14 protein-coding genes are annotated in these 17,701 nt (G+C 71.6%); 12 read left to right on the forward strand and 2 right to left on the reverse strand.

Annotated elements, in window-relative coordinates; genetic code table 11:
• The first annotated feature begins 332 nt into the window (after positions 1-332).
• A complete protein-coding gene (locus tag AB1K56_RS15735; RefSeq protein ID WP_371206417.1) occupies positions 333-2,009 on the forward strand; it encodes a DUF4407 domain-containing protein in 1,677 nt (558 codons plus the stop codon).
• Positions 2,009-2,485, forward strand: a complete 477-nt coding sequence (locus AB1K56_RS15740; RefSeq protein WP_371206418.1) for an NUDIX domain-containing protein — start codon at positions 2,009-2,011, stop codon at positions 2,483-2,485. The genes AB1K56_RS15735 and AB1K56_RS15740 overlap by 1 nt, the downstream gene beginning before the upstream one ends.
• A 156-nt stretch (positions 2,486-2,641) precedes the next feature.
• Here AB1K56_RS15740 and AB1K56_RS15745 read toward each other — a convergent pair whose 3' ends face one another.
• Positions 2,642-3,616: a zinc-binding dehydrogenase gene (locus AB1K56_RS15745; RefSeq protein WP_371206419.1), complete on the reverse strand. Its 975-nt coding sequence runs from the start codon at positions 3,614-3,616 to the stop codon at positions 2,642-2,644.
• Positions 3,617-3,683: 67 nt separating this feature from the next.
• On the opposite strand from AB1K56_RS15745, the gene AB1K56_RS15750 reads away from it, so the two are divergent.
• From AB1K56_RS15750 to AB1K56_RS15780, 7 genes are all read left to right on the forward strand, one after another.
• Positions 3,684-4,355 carry a TetR/AcrR family transcriptional regulator gene (locus AB1K56_RS15750; RefSeq protein WP_371206420.1) on the forward strand — a complete coding sequence of 224 codons (672 nt, stop codon included), beginning with the start codon at positions 3,684-3,686 and terminating at the stop codon, positions 4,353-4,355.
• A 137-nt stretch (positions 4,356-4,492) separates the two neighbouring features.
• On the forward strand, positions 4,493-5,122 hold the full coding sequence (locus tag AB1K56_RS15755) for a GntR family transcriptional regulator (protein ID WP_136587265.1): 630 nt from the start codon (positions 4,493-4,495) through the stop codon (positions 5,120-5,122).
• Positions 5,119-6,645 carry an MmgE/PrpD family protein gene (locus AB1K56_RS15760; RefSeq protein ID WP_371206421.1) on the forward strand — a complete coding sequence of 509 codons (1,527 nt, stop codon included), beginning with the start codon at positions 5,119-5,121 and terminating at the stop codon, positions 6,643-6,645. The genes AB1K56_RS15755 and AB1K56_RS15760 overlap by 4 nt, the downstream gene beginning before the upstream one ends.
• Positions 6,645-7,544 (forward strand): methylisocitrate lyase, encoded by a 900-nt coding sequence (prpB, locus tag AB1K56_RS15765; RefSeq protein ID WP_371206422.1) that lies wholly within the window; start codon positions 6,645-6,647, stop codon positions 7,542-7,544. The genes AB1K56_RS15760 and prpB overlap by 1 nt, the downstream gene beginning before the upstream one ends.
• Before the next feature lie 198 nt (positions 7,545-7,742).
• Positions 7,743-8,927, forward strand: coding sequence for a bifunctional 2-methylcitrate synthase/citrate synthase (locus tag AB1K56_RS15770; protein ID WP_371206423.1), 1,185 nt, complete (start codon positions 7,743-7,745; stop codon positions 8,925-8,927).
• Positions 8,927-10,105: an acetyl-CoA C-acyltransferase gene (locus AB1K56_RS15775; protein WP_371206424.1), complete on the forward strand. Its 1,179-nt coding sequence runs from the start codon at positions 8,927-8,929 to the stop codon at positions 10,103-10,105. Before AB1K56_RS15770 ends, AB1K56_RS15775 begins: the two co-directional genes overlap by 1 nt.
• A gap of 109 nt (positions 10,106-10,214) precedes the next feature.
• Positions 10,215-10,931 (forward strand): Type 1 glutamine amidotransferase-like domain-containing protein, encoded by a 717-nt coding sequence (locus AB1K56_RS15780; RefSeq protein ID WP_371206425.1) that lies wholly within the window; start codon positions 10,215-10,217, stop codon positions 10,929-10,931.
• 67 nt (positions 10,932-10,998) lie between these two features.
• On the opposite strand, the gene AB1K56_RS15785 is transcribed toward AB1K56_RS15780, so the two are convergent.
• Positions 10,999-14,484, reverse strand: a complete 3,486-nt coding sequence (locus tag AB1K56_RS15785) for a choice-of-anchor I family protein (RefSeq protein WP_371206426.1) — start codon at positions 14,482-14,484, stop codon at positions 10,999-11,001.
• Positions 14,485-14,681: 197 nt separating this feature from the next.
• On the opposite strand from AB1K56_RS15785, the gene AB1K56_RS15790 reads away from it, so the two are divergent.
• The 3 genes from AB1K56_RS15790 to AB1K56_RS15800 all read left to right on the forward strand — a co-directional run bounded on the left by AB1K56_RS15790 (position 14,682) and on the right by AB1K56_RS15800 (position 17,648).
• Positions 14,682-15,401: a VIT family protein gene (locus AB1K56_RS15790; RefSeq protein WP_371206427.1), complete on the forward strand. Its 720-nt coding sequence runs from the start codon at positions 14,682-14,684 to the stop codon at positions 15,399-15,401.
• Between the two features lie 158 nt (positions 15,402-15,559).
• The gene (locus AB1K56_RS15795; protein WP_371206549.1) at positions 15,560-16,690 is read left to right on the forward strand and encodes an acyl-CoA dehydrogenase family protein; all 1,131 of its coding nucleotides are present in this window, start codon (positions 15,560-15,562) and stop codon (positions 16,688-16,690) included.
• Between the two features lie 169 nt (positions 16,691-16,859).
• Positions 16,860-17,648, forward strand: a complete 789-nt coding sequence (locus AB1K56_RS15800) for an enoyl-CoA hydratase-related protein (protein ID WP_371206428.1) — start codon at positions 16,860-16,862, stop codon at positions 17,646-17,648.
• The last annotated feature ends 53 nt before the right edge of the window (positions 17,649-17,701 follow it).

A 17,701-nucleotide genomic window follows, 5' to 3' on the forward strand; every position in this document is an offset into this window, starting at 1 on the left:
CACCTCTCTGCGCGAAAGCACACGATCGGCGCGAGATCACACGCAAGACGGTGTGCTTTCGCGCCGATCGTGTGATCTCGCGCGCCTTCCGCGCCGCTGCGCGCCCCGCGCCGCTGCGCGCCCCACGCGGCCGGGCGCCCCTCGCCGCGCGAGATCACACGATGCGCTCGAGATCACACGCACGGTGATGTGCTTTCGCGCCGATCGTGTGATCTCGCGCGCGCCCAGCGTCGCTGAGCGTCCACACCGACTCGCGCCGCCCCCAGCCGCCCCCAGCCGGGCCTCAGGCCCCGCTCAGGAGCGGGCCAGGTTGAGCGTCGTACCCTCATCGAATGTCCTTTTCCGCTCACCGACCCGGCCGTTTCGGCTCCGACGGTCGAATCGAGTTCACGACGGACGAGGAACGCGTGCAGTACCTCGACGACATCCTCGCCGCCCAGAACGCCGCTGCGCGCCCGGACGGCGCCCGCTCGAACGACACCGCGCATGAACACACCTCCGAGCCGTGGGGCGCTCCGCCCGCCGACGACGAGCCGCGCGACCCCTTCCTCGACGACTCCGACGCCGACGCCTCGGCCGACGACCACGACACCGTCGTGATCGACCGCGCGTCCGCCGACGCCCCGGAAGCCGACGCTCCAGAAGCCGACGGGCCGGAAGTCGACGACGCCGAGACCGCGGTCGTGCCCGAGCGGGTGCTCGCGGCGCCCGCCGTGGCATCCATCCCGGTCACCACCGAGCCGCGGCCCCCGCGTCTGCGCCGCTCGGATCCGCGCCGCCCCAGGCTCTCGCTCATCCGGCGCATGGCCGTTCTCGGCGGAGCCGACAACGACGTGCTCGACGAGGTGCCCGAAGAGGTCCCGCGCTTCGTGCAGATGTTCCTCGTGCTCGCCGGGACCGCGCTCGTGTCGGCGCTGTCGATGATGTTCGCGCTGCTGACCGGCGTGCGGGTGAGCATCTTCCTCGCGATCCCCCTCGCGATCGTGTGGGGCCTGATCATCTTCAACCTCGACCGCTTCCTCACCTCGACGATGCGCTCGACCAAGAACGTCTTCCGCCTCCTGGGGCTCGCGATGCCCCGCGTGATCATGGCGGCTCTCATCGGCATCGTCGTGGCGGAGCCGCTGGTGCTGCAGGTGTTCCAGAACGACATCGCCCGCGAGGTGAACGCCACCAACATCACGCAGGCCCTGAGCGACCAGGATGCCGTGACCAGCGGCCCCGAGAAGCAGGCCCTCGACGCCGCGTCCGCCCAGGTCTCGGCGCTCGAGAACCAGGCCGCGACGGGCATCGTCACGGGAACCTCGTCGACCTCGGCCGAATCGGCCGCCGCCCAGCAGACTGTCGACCAGCTCACCCAGCAGCTCGCCGCTCAGCAGACCGTGATCGACCAGGCCCGCGCGGTCTACCAGTGCGAGCTCACCGGCCAGGGCGCCGGAACGGTACCGGGCTGCACCGGCGTCGCCGGGAACGGCGCGAGTTCGGATGCCGCGCAGGCGCAGCTGCAGCAGGCGCAGTCCGCCTACGACGCGCTGTCGACGCAGCTGCAGCAGGCGCAGTCGACTCTGGCGGCCGCCAACACCGCGGGCGCCGAGGCCGCGGCATCCTCCGCCGACGCGAACAAGCAGCAGGCCGAGGACCAGCTGCCCGCGGCCCGCGCGCAGTACGAGTCGGCGCTCGCCGCCTACAACCAGCGCGCCTCGTCGATCGCCGACGGCAACGCCGGGGCCGTGGGGCTGCTCAGCCAGATCACCGCGCTGGAACGCCTGTCCGACCGCGAGCCGGTGCTGCGCTGGGCGCACTACCTCATCGCGGCGCTGTTCTTCATGATCGAGCTGCTGCCCGTGCTCGTGAAGGTGCTGACCGGCTTCGGCGGCCCTTCGCTGTACGAGAAGGCCGAGAAGATGCGCGCGCAGATCGCCCTGGACCGCGTCTCGGCGCGCACCTTCCGCAAGCGCGCCGACATCATCGCCGACGAGGCGAACAAGGTGCCGGCCGCGGTGGCGTGATGGTCGTCCACAGCGCGGGACTCCTGCTGTATCGGCTCGATCCGACGCCGCAGGTGCTCATCGCGCACATGGGCGGGCCGTTCTGGGCGAAGAAGGAGGCCGGCGCCTGGTCGATCCCGAAGGGCGAGTACGACCCCGACACGGAGAGTGCTCAGGATGCCGCGCGCCGCGAGTTCCGCGAGGAGCTCGGCGTCGATCCGCCCGCGACGGACTGGGCGGAGCTCGGCACGTTCGCGTACAGCAGCGGCAAGAAGGTCGTCGTGTTCTGCGGCGACGGCGCCGGGTTCACGGCATCCGGATTCACCTTCGGCACGTTCGAGATGGAGTGGCCTCCACGCTCGGGGCGCACGGCGTCGTTCCCCGAGGTCGACCGGGCGGAGTGGATGGACCTGGATGCCGCGCGCGACGCGCTCGTGAAGGGTCAGCGTCCCGCGATCGACGCGCTCGAGGCCGCGCTCGAGGCCCTGCCCGGCTGACGAGGCCGCGGCGCCCGTCCTGGTCACGGCCGCGTCGCGAGCGAAACTCCTGAGAAACGGAGAACGCCCACCCCGCACCCCGCGTGATCACGCGGAGGGAAGGGTGGGCAGGGCCGATCTCTCAGGAGTTTCGCACGAGCTGGCGCCCGCCTCAGCTCACGGGCGCAGCAGCACCTTGCCGACGCGGGGCGAGTCGCTCGCGCGAGCGGCCTCGCGGGCGTCGTCGAGGCCGAAGGTCGCCGCGACGGGGAGGGTCAGCGTGCCGTCGGCGAGGTAGCGCGACAGTTCGCCGAACAGGGCGCCGCGGGTCTCGGCATCCATCGTCTTGCTGACGACGCTGCCCCAGAAGCCCTTCACGGTGGCCTGGCGGAAGATGATGTCGCCGGCGCCGAGCTCGAGCTTTCCCGCGCCCATCGAGCCGAAGATGACGAGCGTGCCGTTCTCGCTCAGCATCGACAGCACCTGGCCGGCGGCGGGGCCTCCGACCGAGTCGACGCCCGCGACGATGCGCGCACCGTCCGCGAGGGCGAGTGCCTTCTCGCGCCAATCGTCGGCGTCGGTCGACACGACGTTGTCGATCCCCTGCTCGGCGAGCTCGGCGACCGCGCTCTGGCGGCGGACGAGACCGATGACGTTGACGCCGCGCGCCTTCGCGATCTGCGCGACCATGCGGCCGACCGCGCCGTTGGCGGTGTTCTGCACGATCCAGTCGCCGGCCTTCAGGTCGAGCGAGTGCAGCAGGCTGATCGCGCTGAAGGGCATCGACACGAGCTGCGAGGCGACCTCGTCGCTCAGACCTTCGGCGACGGGGATGAGGCCCGCGGCCTTCGCGACGACCTGCTCGGCCCACACGCCGAAGGTGCCGCCGGTGGCCACGCGCTGGCCGACCGTGAGGCCCTCGACGCCCTCGCCGAGCTCCTCGATGATGCCGACCGCTTCGGTTCCGGCGCGCGCGGGCAGCTCGGGCTTGAAGCCGTAGGTGCCGCGGATGGTCCACAGGTCGTGGTTGTGGATGGGCGACAGCAGCACGCGCAGGCGCACCTCGCCGGGGCCGGGGGTCGGGGTCTCGACCTCTTCGACGCCGAGGACGTCGGCGGGCTCGCCGAACTCGTGGTGGATGACTGCGCGCATGGAATGCCTCCCGTGGTTATTTTGTAACGACTGGTCTAATATAGACCTCGGCTCTTGAAGTGCAACCGTGAGGACCCTGAGCGTGTCGAAGGATCCGGGAGTCGACGGGATTGGTGGCTTCGACAAGCTCAGCCACCCGAGCGAAGGAGAGATCATGGGCAGGATGCCGAGCTTCGAGCGCTCTACCGTGATCGACGCCGCGCGCGACGTGTTCTGGAGGCGCGGGTACGCCGAGACGGGCATCGCCGAGCTCGAGGAGGCGACCGGGCTGACGCGCTCGAGCATCTACAACGCCTTCGGCAGCAAGAGGGGGCTCTTCGACGCCGTGCTCGCGGCCTACCTCGAAGACGTCGTCCGCACGCGACTGCGCCCCCTGGGTGGGGGAGACCCCGGTGCGCTCGAGGCCTACGTCGACGACATGCACACCGCGATCGCGGCGGACTCCCCGCGCGCCCGCCTCGGCTGCCTGCTGCTCAACGCCGGCTCCTCGCCCCTGGCCAGCGACGACGCCGAGGTGCGCACGCTCGTCTCGGGCTACGCGGCCGAGATGCGCGCGGCGATCCGATCGGCCGTCGCCGACCGCCGCCCCGACCTGACGCCCGACGCGGTCGACGCCCTCGCGGCGGTCTGCGCCTCGCTCGTGGTCGCGGGCCTCACCCTCGCGCGGGCCGACCGCGACGCGGCGCTCGGCACGCTGGCATCCATTCCGACGACCCTGGAGTCGTGGGGCCGCGCCTGAGCCGCGGGGATGCCGTCGAAGGTGTGTGAGCGGTGACTCCCGCCCCGTTGTATACGCAAGGCCGGATCGGATGCCGAAAAGGTGTCCATTCGCCCCTTTAGTGCATACACTGAGAGGCGACACGAGGGAGGTGCGCCATGCGGGCGAGCGAACGCGCGTACGCGACCCTCCTCGACGAGATCCAGACCGGAACCCTCGCCCCCGGGACCGTGCTCGGCGAAGTGGAGCAGTCCTCGCGCCTCGGCGTCAGCCGCACCCCCCTGCGCGAGGCCCTGCGCCGACTGGCATCCGACGGGCTCGTCGCCCAGGCATCCGCTCGCGTGACGGTGGTCGCGGGGATCGACGCCGACGACATCCGCGCCCTGTTCGACCTGCGTCGCGCGCTCGAGACCGAGGCCGCGCGACTGGCCGCGCAGCGCGGCGACCGGCGGGTGTTCCACGCGCTGGCGGCGGAGTTCGCGCGCGTCGACACCGCGGATGCCGACGAGTACTACGCGCTCATCGCCCGCTTCGACTCCGCGATCGACGCCGCCGTCGACAACGCCTATCTCTCGTCGGCCCTGCGCAGCGTCCGCACGCACCTCGTGCGGGTGCGGCGCATGGCCCGCGACAACCCCCTGCGCCTTTCGGCCTCGGCGCGAGAGCATGAACTGATCGCCCGCGCGATCGGCGGCGGCGACCCCGAACTCGCCGCCCACGCCACCCACGTGCACCTGCACAACGCCTTCACGACCATCCTCGAAGCCCTCACGGAGGACCCCTCATGACGATCACCCACCACGTGCGCGTGCACCGCAGCGACGAGAACCTCGCCCGGGAGGGGCAGCTCGCGTGGGCCCTCGCTCGCGTCGCGGTCGACCCGGTCGCCGTCGACGACGACGTGGTCGACATGATCGTCAACCGCCTGATCGACAACGCGGCCGTGGCCGCGGCATCCCTCACCCGACAGCCGGTGAGCGCGGCGCGCCAGCAGGCGCTCGATCACGCGGTGTCGATCGGCGGACCCGGCGCGACCGTCTTCGGCTGCCTGCTCGAGCGCCGCACCAGCCCCGAGTGGGCCGCGTGGGCGAACGGCGTCGCCGTGCGCGAGCTCGACTACCACGACACCTTCCTCGCGGCGGACTACTCGCACCCGGGCGACAACATCCCGCCCGTGCTCGCGGTCGCGCAGCACACCGGTCGCGACGGCGCCGCTCTCGTGCGGGCGCTCGCCACCGCCTACGAGATCCAGATCGACCTCGTGCGCGCGATCTCGCTGCACAAGCACAAGATCGACCACGTCGCCCACCTCGGGCCCGCCGCCGCCGCCGGCATCGGCACCCTGCTCGACCTCGACCAGGAGACCATCTACCAGGCGATCGGTCAGGCGCTGCACACCACCACGGCCACGCGCCAGTCGCGCAAGGGCGAGATCTCGACGTGGAAGGCGCACGCCCCCGCCTTCGCCGGGAAGATGGCGATCGAGGCCGTCGACCGCGCGATGCGCGGAGAGACCAGCCCCTCGCCGATCTACGAGGGAGAGGACGGCGTGATCGCCTGGATGCTCGACGGCCCCGACGCCTCGTACGACGTGCCCCTGCCCGGCGAGGGCGAGAGCAAGCGCGGCATCCTCGACTCGTACACGAAGGAGCACTCGGCCGAGTACCAGGCGCAGGCCTGGATCGACCTCGCCCGACGCCTCGGCACGGAACGCCCCGATCTGCGCGACCCCGCGAACGTGGCATCCATCGTCCTGCACACCAGCCACCACACGCACTACGTCATCGGCTCGGGGGCGAACGACCCGCAGAAGTGCGACCCCACCGCCTCGCGCGAGACGCTCGACCACTCGATCCCGTACATCTTCGCCGTCGCCCTGCAGGACGGCGCGTGGCACCACGTCGACTCCTACGCCCCCGATCGCGCGGGACGCTCCGACACGGTCGCGCTGTGGCACAAGGTCACCACGGCCGAGGATGCCGAGTGGACGCGCCGATACCACTCCGAGGACCCGAACGAGAAAGCCTTCGGCGGTCGCGTCGTCATCACGCTGACCGACGGCTCGGTCGTCGAGGACGAGATCGCCGTCGCCGACGCCCACCCGCTCGGCGCCCGGCCGTTCGCGCGCGAGGACTACATCCGCAAGTTCCGCACGCTGGCCGAGCCCGTGCTGCTGCCCGAAGAGATCGAGCGGTTCCTCGAGCTCGTGCAGCGACTGCCCGAGCTGACCCCCGCCGAGGTCATGCAGCTCACGATCGTCGCGAAGCCCGGCGTGCTGGCCCTCGCGCCCGCGCCGAAGGGGTTGTTCTGATGCTGTACGCCCAGACCACCCCGCAGCAGAAGCGTCGCGCGCTGCGCGAGAAGCTGGCATCCGGAGAGCTCGTCCGTATGCCGGGGGCCTTCAACCCGCTGTCGGCCCGGCTCATCGAACGCAAGGGCTTCGACGGCGTCTACATCTCGGGCGCCGTCATCTCGGCCGACCTGGGCCTGCCCGACATCGGACTCACGACGCTCACGGAGGTCGCCGGGCGCGGGCAGCAGATCGCGCGCATGACCGATCTGCCGGCGATCATCGACGCCGACACCGGCTTCGGGGAGCCGATGAACGTCGCGCGTACGATCCAGACCCTCGAAGACGCGGGGCTCGCGGGCACGCACATCGAGGACCAGGTCAACCCGAAGCGCTGCGGCCACCTCGACGGCAAGAGCGTCGTGGACGCTGACACCGCGATCAAGCGCATCCGCGCCGCGGTCGACGCGCGCCGCGACCCCGACTTCCTGATCATGGCGCGCACCGACGTGCGCGCGGTCGAGGGACTGGATGCCGCGATCGAGCGCGCGAAGGCCCTGGTCGACGCGGGCGCCGACGCGATCTTCCCCGAGGCGATGCGCGACCTGGGCGAGTTCGAGGCGATGCGTCAGGCGCTCGACGTGCCGATCCTGGCGAACATGACCGAGTTCGGGAAGTCGGAGCTGTTCTCGACCGCGCAGCTGCGCGACGCCGGCGTGAACCTCGTCATCTGGCCGGTGTCGCTGCTGCGACTCGCGATGGGCGCGGCGGGCCGGGGCCTGGACGCCCTGGCATCCGAGGGTCACCTGCGCGACCAGCTCGGCGAGATGCAGCACCGCGCCGACCTCTACGACCTCATCGACTACGAGGGCTACACCCGCTTCGACGCCGACGTCTTCGACTTCACCGTCGAGCGCTGAGGCCCGAGCCGGCTGCCCGCGCCGCCATGTCGCACTTCTCGCGAACCTCGTCCCACTTATGACGGTGCTCGTCCCACTCATTGCGGGTGTGGGGCCGCCAGACCGGCCATAAGTGGGACAAGGTTCGCACCCCCGCCGCACCCCCGCCACCACCGCATCCGGCAGCATGAACACTGAGCACGACTCGAGGGAGAGACGATGACCGACATCAAGAAGGGCCTCGCCGGCGTCACGGTCGACGAGACCGCCATCAGCAAGGTGAACCCCGACACGAACAGCCTGCTGTACCGCGGGTATCCGGTGCAGGAGCTCGCGGCGACCCAGCCCTTCGAGGCGGTGGCGTACCTGCTGTGGAACGGCGAGCTGCCGGGTGCGGCGCAGCTCGCCGCCCTGCGCGAGACGGAGCGCGCGCATCGGGCGCTGACCGACGACGTCCGCGCCGCGATCGACCTGCTGCCGACGTCGGCCCACCCGATGGACGAGGTGCGCACGGCCGTGAGCGTGATCGGCGCGCGCGAGACCGCCGGGATCTCGAACGTGATGGATGCCGTGGGCACCCCCGAAGAGAACCTCGAGCGTTCGATCCGCCTGTGGGCGCAGCTGCCCGCCGTGGTCGCGTACGGTCAGCGCCGCCGCCGCGGCGAGGAGCTCGTCGAGCCCCGCGACGACCTCGACTACGCGGCGAACTTCCTGTGGATGACCTTCGGCGACGAGGCCGACGAGGTCGTCGTCGACGCCTTCAACCGCTCGATGGTCCTGTACGCCGAGCACTCCTTCAATGCCTCCACGTTCACCGCGCGGGTCATCGCCTCGACCCTCAGCGACCTGTACTCCGCGGTCGTCGGCGCGATCGGCGCGCTCAAGGGACCCCTGCACGGCGGGGCGAACGAGGCGGTGCTGCACGTGTTCACCGAGATCGGCTCGGCCGAGAACGTGGGGCCGTGGCTCGACACCGCCCTCGCCGCCAAGCGCAAGATCATGGGTTTCGGCCACCGCGTCTACAAGCGCGGCGACTCGCGCGTGCCCACGATGAAGGCCGCCCTCGACACCCTCGTGGCGCACTACGACCGACCCGACGTGGCCGCCCTCTACGACGCCCTCGAGTCGCAGTTCGTCGAGCGCAAGGGCATCTACCCCAACCTCGACTACCCCTCGGGTCCGGCCTACGACCTCATGGGCTTCGACACGCTCACGTTCACTCCGCTGTTCGTCGCGGCCCGCGTGACGGGCTGGACGGCGCACATCCGCGAGCAGCAGGCGTCGAACGCCCTCATCCGCCCGCTCTCGGCGTACGTCGGCCCCGACGAGCGGCACGTCGAGGGATACGTCCCGGATGCCGCCGACCTCGAGGCCCGCGAACGCCCCGAGGAGGCGGCGGGCTGATGTCCGAGCCGCGGATCGTCATCGTCTCGGGTGCCCGCACCCCCATTGGCTCGTTCGGCGGATCGCTCTCGGGGGTCGACGCGTACGAGCTCGGCGCCGTCGCCGTGACCGAGGCCCTCACACGGGCCGGGGTCGAGAAGGACGCCGTCGACGAGGTCGTGATGGGCTGCATCGCCCAGAACGGCCCCGACGCGTACAACGCCCGCCGGGTCGCGCTCGCCGCGGGGCTCCCCACGCGCGTGCCCGCGTTCACCGTCAACCGCCTGTGCGGTTCGGGCCTGCAGGCGATCTGGTCGGCCGCGCAGGAACTGCGCTGGGGCGGCATCGACGTCGCGGTCGCCGGCGGCGACGAGAGCATGTCGCGCACGCCCTTCCTCGAGTACGGCGCCCGCGGCAACGCCCGCCTCGGCGACCGGACCCTGCTCGACGGCACGCTCGCGATCCTCACCGACCCCTTCAGCGGCCGGCACATGGGCACGACGGCCGAGGTCGTGGCATCCCGGTACTCCGTCTCGCGCGAGGAACAGGACGCCTTCGCCGTCGAGAGCCAGCGGCGGGCGTCGACGGATGCCGCCCGCGCGGCCTTCGCGGAGGAGATCGTGCCCGTGACCACCGGCGGCCGTCGGCCGGTCGAGGTGTCGGTCGACGAGCACCCGCGCCCCGACACGACCCTCGAAGTGCTGGCCGGCCTGCGTGCGGCATTCGAGAAGGACGGGTCGGTGACGGCCGGCAACTCCTCGGGCATCAACGACGGTGCCGCCGCGACCGTGCTGATGCGCGAGGACGACGTGCGCGAACGGGGGCTCACCGGGCTCGCGACGCTCGAGGCCGTGACGACCGCGGGCGTCGACCCCGAGATCATGGGGTACGCCCCGGTCCTCGCCCTGCAGCGGCTGTGGGAGCGGACGGGGCTCACCCCCGCCGACGTCGACGTGATCGAGCTGAACGAGGCGTTCGCCGCGCAGGCGGTCGCGGTGATCCGCGACGCGGGCCTCGACCCGGCGAAGGTGAACCCGTACGGCGGGGCGATCGCGCTCGGTCACCCGGTCGGCGCGACCGGTGCGATCCTCACCGTGCGCGCGGCCCTCGACCTGCAGCGCCGCGACCTCGAATACGCGGTCGTGACGATGTGCATCGGCGGCGGTCAGGCCCTCGCGGCGCTGTTGCGGCGGTACTGACCCGCCCCCGCCCCCCGCGTGAGTCGCCAGGTTCTGTCGCCGGCGGGCCCGTCGAAGCGACACATCTTGGCGACTCACGCGCGTGGCGGTGGCCGGGGATACTGGGCGCATGAGTGTGTTCCTTCTCGGCGGCGGCCGCGATGTCGCCGTCTGCGGATCGTTGCTGGAGGCCTTCGTGGGCGAGGCGCGCGAGCGGGCGATCGCAGACCCCGTGATCGCCTTGCTGCTCGTGCTCGAGGCCGACGACGACGTCTCGGTCGAGCGTTTCCGCGGCGTCCTGGAGGCCGCGGGTACGGCATCCGCCGAGATCCGCGTGCACGCGATCGTCGAGGGGGAGGGCTTCGCGGATGCCGCGATCGACGGGGCCGACGGCGTCTTCGTCGGCGGGGGCCTGACCCCCGCGTATCGCGAGGCGTTCTCCGGCATCCGGGATGCGGTGCGCGAACGGGTCGCCGACGGCATGCCCTACGCCGGCTTCTCGGCGGGCGCGGCGATCGCGGCGGGCCCCGCGCTCGTCGGCGGTTTCCGTGTCGGCGGGGCCGAGGTCGTGTCGGAGGACGCGAGTGAGGAGCTCGACACGGTCGAGGTGCGCCCGGGTCTCGGACTGCTCGACTTCGCCGTCGATGTGCACGCGGCCCAGTGGGGGACCCTGTCCCGCCTGATCGCCGCGGTCGACGCGGGGCTCGTCACCGACGGGGTGGCGATCGACGAGAACACGGCCCTGGTGATCTCGGCGCAGGCGGCCCCGGCGGTGCGGGGCAGTGGTCAGGTCTGGCGCGTCGAGTCCGCGGCATCCGGGGTGCACGTCCAGGTGCTGCGCGCCTGAGACTGAATCTCGCGCGCACGGGAACGGCCCCCACCCGTGAGGATGGGGGCCGTTCCGGTGTCAGGCGTCAGACCGAGCGGCGGCGCCGCAGGGCGAACGCGAGTCCACCCGCGACCACGAGGAAACCACCCGCGAGGGCGATGCCCCACGGGGCCTCGACGCCGGTGTTGGCGAGACCGCTGCCCGGGTTGCCCGCGGGGCGACCCGGCTGCGCTTCGGGCTCACCCGGAGCGGGAGCCGGGGTCGGCTCGGCGCTCGGCTGGCCGGGCTCGGGCGCGGCATCCGTCGCGAGCACCGCGCGACCGAGCGGCGCGGGGTCGACGATCGGCGTCGCCTCGAAGTACGACAGCGTCGCGTCGAGGTCGATCTGGCCCGTGTCGGTGCGGTCGGTTCCGGCGGCGAAGGTCGGGAAGCCGTCTCCGCCGTTGACGAGGAACGAGTTCGTCACGACCGTGAACGTGTCGGTGTCGGCGATCGCGCGGCCCTGGTAGGCCATCGAGACGACCGAACCGACGCGCGGGTTCGCCGGGTCCTGCGTGTACGTGTACGTGAAGCCGTCGGACACGCCCAGGTGCAGCTTCGGGCGGTCGCCCTCGGCCTTCCACTGCTCGTTCAGGATGCCGCGGATCTGCTCACCCGTCAGCGTCACCGTCACGAGGGTGTTGGCGAAGGGCTGCACGAGCGCGGCCTCCTTGTAGGTGACCACCCCGTCGTCGCCCTTCAGCAGGTCGGCGCGGAGGCCGCCCGGGTTCATCAGCGCGATCTGGGCTTTCGTCCCGGCGTAGGCGGGGTTCTGAGACGTCGCCCACAGGTACACGTCGGCCACCCAGTTCCCCATCGACGACTCCACGCCGCGATCCGCACCCGAGGGGGTGCCGCCGCGCAGGATGTCTCCGCTGATCTCGCCGACCGGCTTCGCGCCGATGACGTCGGCCTGCGCGACGTAGCCGGCGACCTTCGCCGCGATGTCGGCGTCCGCGGGGAACGCGCCCGCGAGCGGGAACGTCGTGCCCGAGACGGATGCCAGGGAGTCGGTCCGCGTGTCCCAGTTCAGCGACAGCTGGCCCATGGCCTTGCCGTACTCCGAGGCCTGGATCACGGGGCGGGTGCGGTCGGTGCCGGCCACGGGCAGGTCGCACGCGTACGTCTGGTGCGTGTGCGCCGAAACGATCGCGTCGATCTCGGGCGAGGCGTTGACGGCGAGCGCGCCGAATCCGGCCTGGTCGGCCGTGAGGGCGGCGCAGTCGTTCGACGTGGCGGCGCCGGAGTGCGTGAGCAGCACGATCACGTCGGCCAGGTCGCCGGCCGTGATCTCGTCGGCCACGCGGTTCGCCGCTTCGAGCTGGTCGCCGAAGTCGAGGTCGGCGATACCGGCCGGGTCGACCATGGTCGCGGTGTCCGGCGTCACGGTGCCGATGAAGGCGACGCGCACGCCGTCGACGTCCTTCACCGCGTACTCCTGCAGCTCGGGCTCCTTCGTGCCCTTCTTGTAGACGTTCGCGCCGAGGCCGAACTCCCCGCCGCCGTACTCGGGGAGCACGCGGTCGGTGAGGTCGGCGAAGCCGCGGTCGAACTCGTGGTTGCCGACGGCCGAGACGTCGAGGCCCGACGCCTTCAGCGTGTCGATCGTGGGGGAGTCGTCCTGGATGAGCGAGGTGAAGGTCGACGCGCCGATGTTGTCACCCGCGGAGACGAACAGCGTGTTCGGGTTCGCGGCCTCCTTCGCCTTCACCGCGCCGGCGATGACGGCCGCGCCGGCCTCGCCCTGGGAGCCGGCCTCGAGGCGACCGTGGAAGTCGTTGATCGTGAGGATGTCGATGTTCTTCACGTTCGGGTTCTCGACCGCGAACACGGTGGTGGTGCCCGAGACCTCGTTGCCCACCGCCACGAGGGGGCGCCCGGTGGGGGAGTCCGCGGCCGAGATGAACTCGACGCCCTCGGCGCCGAGGTCGCCGGCCTTCGACAGCAGCTCGCGGTCGGCGGTCTCGTCTCCCGTGAGCTGGTCTTCGACCGAGACCGAGAAGTCGCGGTTGTCGACGTATCCGGCGTAGGTCGCGTTCCGCGGGTCGGTGATGTCGTAGGTCATCACGCCGCCGACGCGCTCGAGGCCGATGAAGGCGTACGTGCGGCCGTCGACCACGCCGATCGCGAGGTTCTCGGGCTCGGGGCCCTTGTCGTCGCTGCGGCCCTCGAGGTTCGAGGCCGAGTGGTTCGAGTTGAAGAAGTCGGGGTTCGCGTCGTGCGTGATGCGCTCGAAGTCGGAGCCGGAGTCGAAGACCTGCGCGCCGTCGGTCGTCCAGACCGAGAAGCCGCGGCCGCCGAACGTGTACAGCTCGGAGTAGCAGGTGCCGTCGGCGTTGAGACCCATGTCGGTCGCGACGTTCAGGCGGCCGAGGTCGGCGTCGCCGAGCGAGCCGGCGAGCGGGCTGTCGGCGCACACCGGGGCGAGACCGTCGGAGCCGAGGTCCTTCACGCGGGCGGTGTCGGTGAAGTCGCCCCACTCGCGGCCGTCGCCCTCGTTGGCGGTGACGAGGTAGGTCTCGCCGCCCGCCTCGTAGGCCTGGATGCCGTCGGGCATGTACATGCCGAACAGGCCCGGGTAGCTCTTCTGGTTGTAGGTGGGCGCGTCCTTCGGGTCGCGGTCGCTCGCGTCGAGCGTCTCGACACCGTAGTCCTTGAAGCCGAGCGAACGGATGCCGGTGACCTCCGCCGAGGCGAGATCGACCGTCGCGACGGCGTTGGCCTCCTGCAGGGCGACGTAGGCGGTGGAACCGGCGATCGTGACGAACTCGGGCTCGAGGTTGCGGCTCACGCGGTTCGCGGCGAGGGGCGTGGAGCCCTGGTCGGGAGCGGCGACGTCGGGGCCGAACACGCGCACGGCGGGGTCGAGGGGCTTCGACCCGCCCTGCTCGAAGGCTCCGAAGCCGGCCGTGCGAACGGCATCCTGCCCCGGCGCGGCCTTCTCGGCGGGGAGCGCGACGACGCCGACCGAGCCCTCGGGGTCGGTGGAGAAGTCGTCGGCGGGCTCGCCCTCGTTCGCGACGACGGCGAAAGCGCCGTCGGCCGAGATCGACACCATGTCGGGCAGGGCGCCCACGGTGACCTCGCCGAGGATCGTCGGCTCGGCGGCATCCGCGTCGAAGAACACCAGGCGGCCGGGCGCGGTCTTGTCGGCGGCCTCGAGGGCGATCACGCCGAGGCCGTCGGCGCGCACGGCGAGCGAGTTGGCGACGCCCGTGCCGGCGATGGCGTAGAGCTTCGCGGGAGCGGCGGGGTTGCTGTTGTCGAGCACGTCGACGGCGCCGGCCCGCGCGTTCACGACGAACAGGCGGTTCTTGTAGGCGTGCACGATCTCGGCGGCGGACTGGTCGAACACGCCGGTCTCGTACGAGCCGAGCGGGCGCAGCGTCACCGCGCTGTCGGCGGCGGTGTCGCGCACGGGATCGGCGACGAGAGCGGCGGATGCCGCGGTGGCACTCGACAGGGCGAGAGCGCAGACCGCCGCGGTGGTCGCACTGAACGCGACCGCGCGGCGGAGAAGGGGCGAAGGCATGGCTGTGTCCTCGGATGCAGGGGGGAACTCACGCGTCGCGAACGGCGCACGAGGATGCCGCGGGGGCGGCGCCGCGGCAATCGTGTCGCGCGGCGGTGACTCCCGGGTGAACGAGGGGGGAACGTCCCTCCCGGAACATCCGTGGCCGCGCGGCGCAAGACCCCCGACGCGCGGGCGAGCAGGATTACCCTGACGCCATGACCACCGCGAACGGCGCGCACGCCGACGAACCGCACCGCCAGGGCCTCTCGCAGCGCCTGAACTGGCTGAGGGCCGGAGTCCTCGGCGCCAACGACGGCATCGTCTCGACCGCGGCGGTCGTGGTCGGCGTCGCGGGGGCGACGAGCGACACGGGTCCCGTGCTGATCGCCGGTCTCGCGGCCCTCGTCGGTGGCGCGATCTCGATGGCGCTGGGCGAGTACGTCTCGGTGTCGAGCCAGCGCGACAGCGAGCACGCGCTCATCCAGAAAGAGAAGCGCGAGCTCGCCGAAGACCCCGACGCCGAGCTCGCGGAGCTCGTCGGCATGTACGAGGCTCAGGGACTCTCTCGCGACACCGCGACGCGCGTCGCGACCGAGCTCACGGCATCCGACGCCCTCAAAGCCCACCTCGCGGTCGAGCTCAACATCGACGCCGACGACGTCGTGAGCCCGTGGGCGGCGGCGATCGCCTCGGCGGTGGCGTTCACGATCGGCGCCCTGCTGCCGCTGGCCACGATCCTCTTCGCCCCGGTCGAGATCCGGGTGCCGTTGACGTTCGTCGCCGTGCTCATCGCCCTCGCCGTCACCGGGTACGTCGCGGCCTACATCGGCGGGGCGCGGCGCGGCCGGGCCGTGTTGCGCACGGTGATCGGCGGGGCGCTCGCGCTCGCCGCGACCTACGCCGTAGGCGCTCTCTTCGGCGTGTCCGCCGGATGATCCCGTAAGCGCAGTTCATCGACGGCTGGTAGTCGTGGGGCCTACCATTTAGTAGGACGTCCAGGTAATCTGAGCGGGCGACGACGCCGTCGCCTCACGAAGGAGAGCCGCATGGACACCACCCCTGCCCCGCGCTCGACGCCTCGCCGGTCAGCACCCTGTCCGCCGACGAGCGCGCCGCGATCCTCGACGCCGTGCGCGACTTCGCCGCGACCGAGTTCGCCCCGCACACCCTCGAGTGGGATGCCGAGAAGCACTTCCCCCGCGACGTCCTGCGCCGCGCCGGGGAGCTGGGTCTCGGCGGCGTCTACGTCAACGACGACGTGGGCGGCGCCGGGCTGTCGCGCGCGGACGCGGTGGCGATCTTCGAGGAGCTCGCCTACGGCGACCCCACCGTGACGGCCTACATCACGATCCACAACATGGTCGCGTGGATGATCGACACCTACGGAACCGCCGCCCAGCGGGAGCGATGGCTGCCGTCGCTGATCGCGATGGACGATCTCGGGGCCTACTGCCTCACCGAGCCGGGAGCGGGCTCGGATGCCGCCGCCATCACGACCTCGGCGATCCGCCACGGCGACACCTACGTGCTCACGGGCGTGAAGCAGTTCATCTCGGGCGCCGGTGAGGCCTCCGTCTACGTCGTCATGGCGCGCACCGGAGAGCCGGGGGCGCGCGGGATCAGCGCCTTCCTCGTGCCGGCCGACGCCGAGGGGCTGTCGTTCGGACCCAACGAGAAGAAGATGGGGTGGAACGCCCAACCCACCCGCCCCGTCATCCTCGACGAGGTGCGCGTTCCGGTCGAGAACCTGCTCGGCGGCGAGGGCCGCGGGTTCTCGATCGCGATGACGGCGCTCAACGGCGGGCGCCTGAACATCGCCACCTGCTCGCTCGGCGGGGCGCGGTGGGCGCTCGACCGCGCGATCGCCTACGTGCACGAGCGTTTCACGTTCGGCGAGGCCCTCAGTGAGAAGCAGTCGGTGATCTTCGCGGTCGCCGACATGGCCACCGAGCTCGACGCCGCGCGCCTGCTCGTGCGCGATGCCGCCCAGGCTCTGGACGCGAAGGCCCCCGACGCCGCGACCCGCTGCGCGATGGCCAAGCGCTTCGCGACCGACGTGGGCTTCCGCGTCGCGAACGAGGCGCTGCAGCTGCACGGCGGCTACGGGTACCTGCAGGACTACGGCATCGAGAAGGTCGTGCGCGACCTGCGGGTGCATCAGATCCTCGAGGGCACGAACGAGATCATGCGCCTCATCGTGGGACGCAACGTCCTCGCCGCGTGAGCGGCGCGACGCGCGCCGCGAGATCACACGTTCGGCGCGACCTCACACGCTCCAGCGGCGGTATTGCGCGTGATCTCGGGCCGAACGTGCGATCTCGGCGCGCGGCAGGCCGAGCAGCGTGCGAGCATGCCAGAAGCGGGGCCAACCGCGACGACACGACGGGAGTGACATGACCGATCAGGATGCCGCGTACGAGACGATCCGCGTCGAGCAGCGGGGCCGCGTCGGGTGGATCACCCTCGACCGGCCCGAGGCGCTGAACGCCCTCGACACGCAGTCGATGCGCGACGTCGTCGCCGCCGCCGAGGCGTTCGACGCCGACGAGGGCGTGGGGGCGATCGTCGTGACGGGGAGCGAGAAGGCCTTCGCGGCGGGCGCCGACATCAAGGAGATGGAGCAGAAGTCGGGCCTCGACATGATGCTCACCGATCACTTCGGTGCGTGGGCGCGCTTCGCGGCGGTCCGCACCCCCGTGATCGCCGCGGTCTCGGGCTACGCCCTGGGTGGCGGATGCGAACTCGCCCTCATGTGCGACGTGATCCTCGCCTCCGATCGCGCGAGGTTCGGGCAGCCCGAGGTGCAGCTCGGCGTGATCCCCGGCATGGGCGGGACGCAGCGACTCGTGCGCGCCCTCGGGTACTACAAGGCCGCGGAGCTGGTGCTCACGGGACGCATGATCGATGCCGCCGAGGCGGAGCGCGCGGGCCTGGTGTCGCGCATCGTGCCCGCCACGGAGCTGCTCGACGAGGCCGAGAGCGTCGCTCGCACGATCGCCGAGAAGCCCCTCCCCGCCCTGTACGCGGCGAAGGCGGCGCTCGACGTCGCCCTCGAGTCCACCCTCGCCGAGGGGGTGCGCTTCGAGCGGCAGGCTTTCGCGTCGCTCTTCGACACGGCCGACCAGAAGGAGGGGATGGCGGCGTTCCGCGAGAAGCGGTCGCCGTCGTTCACGCACCGATGAGCGATGAGGGGCGACGGCATCCGGCGGGCGCTGCGGTCCGCGGATCCGCGCTG

Origin of the sequence: Microbacterium sp. BWR-S6Y (assembly GCF_041379845.1) — a bacterium.
In the GTDB taxonomy this organism is placed as follows: domain Bacteria; phylum Actinomycetota; class Actinomycetes; order Actinomycetales; family Microbacteriaceae; genus Microbacterium; species Microbacterium hydrothermale.

What these genes read in the sequence shown, in the direction of transcription:
- AB1K56_RS15735 (WP_371206417.1), top strand. Translation starts at nt 333, where the DNA reads ATGTCCTTTTCCGCTCACCGACCCGGCCGTTTCGGCTCCGACGGTCGA.
- AB1K56_RS15740 (WP_371206418.1), top strand. Translation starts at nt 2,009, where the DNA reads ATGGTCGTCCACAGCGCGGGACTCCTGCTGTATCGGCTCGATCCGACG.
- AB1K56_RS15745 (WP_371206419.1), bottom strand. Translation starts at nt 3,616, where the DNA reads ATGCGCGCAGTCATCCACCACGAGTTCGGCGAGCCCGCCGACGTCCTC.
- AB1K56_RS15755 (WP_136587265.1), top strand. Translation starts at nt 4,493, where the DNA reads ATGCGGGCGAGCGAACGCGCGTACGCGACCCTCCTCGACGAGATCCAG.
- AB1K56_RS15760 (WP_371206421.1), top strand. Translation starts at nt 5,119, where the DNA reads ATGACGATCACCCACCACGTGCGCGTGCACCGCAGCGACGAGAACCTC.
- prpB (WP_371206422.1), top strand. Translation starts at nt 6,645, where the DNA reads ATGCTGTACGCCCAGACCACCCCGCAGCAGAAGCGTCGCGCGCTGCGC.
- AB1K56_RS15770 (WP_371206423.1), top strand. Translation starts at nt 7,743, where the DNA reads ATGACCGACATCAAGAAGGGCCTCGCCGGCGTCACGGTCGACGAGACC.
- AB1K56_RS15775 (WP_371206424.1), top strand. Translation starts at nt 8,927, where the DNA reads ATGTCCGAGCCGCGGATCGTCATCGTCTCGGGTGCCCGCACCCCCATT.
- AB1K56_RS15780 (WP_371206425.1), top strand. Translation starts at nt 10,215, where the DNA reads ATGAGTGTGTTCCTTCTCGGCGGCGGCCGCGATGTCGCCGTCTGCGGA.
- AB1K56_RS15785 (WP_371206426.1), bottom strand. Translation starts at nt 14,484, where the DNA reads ATGCCTTCGCCCCTTCTCCGCCGCGCGGTCGCGTTCAGTGCGACCACC.
- AB1K56_RS15790 (WP_371206427.1), top strand. Translation starts at nt 14,682, where the DNA reads ATGACCACCGCGAACGGCGCGCACGCCGACGAACCGCACCGCCAGGGC.
- AB1K56_RS15800 (WP_371206428.1), top strand. Translation starts at nt 16,860, where the DNA reads ATGACCGATCAGGATGCCGCGTACGAGACGATCCGCGTCGAGCAGCGG.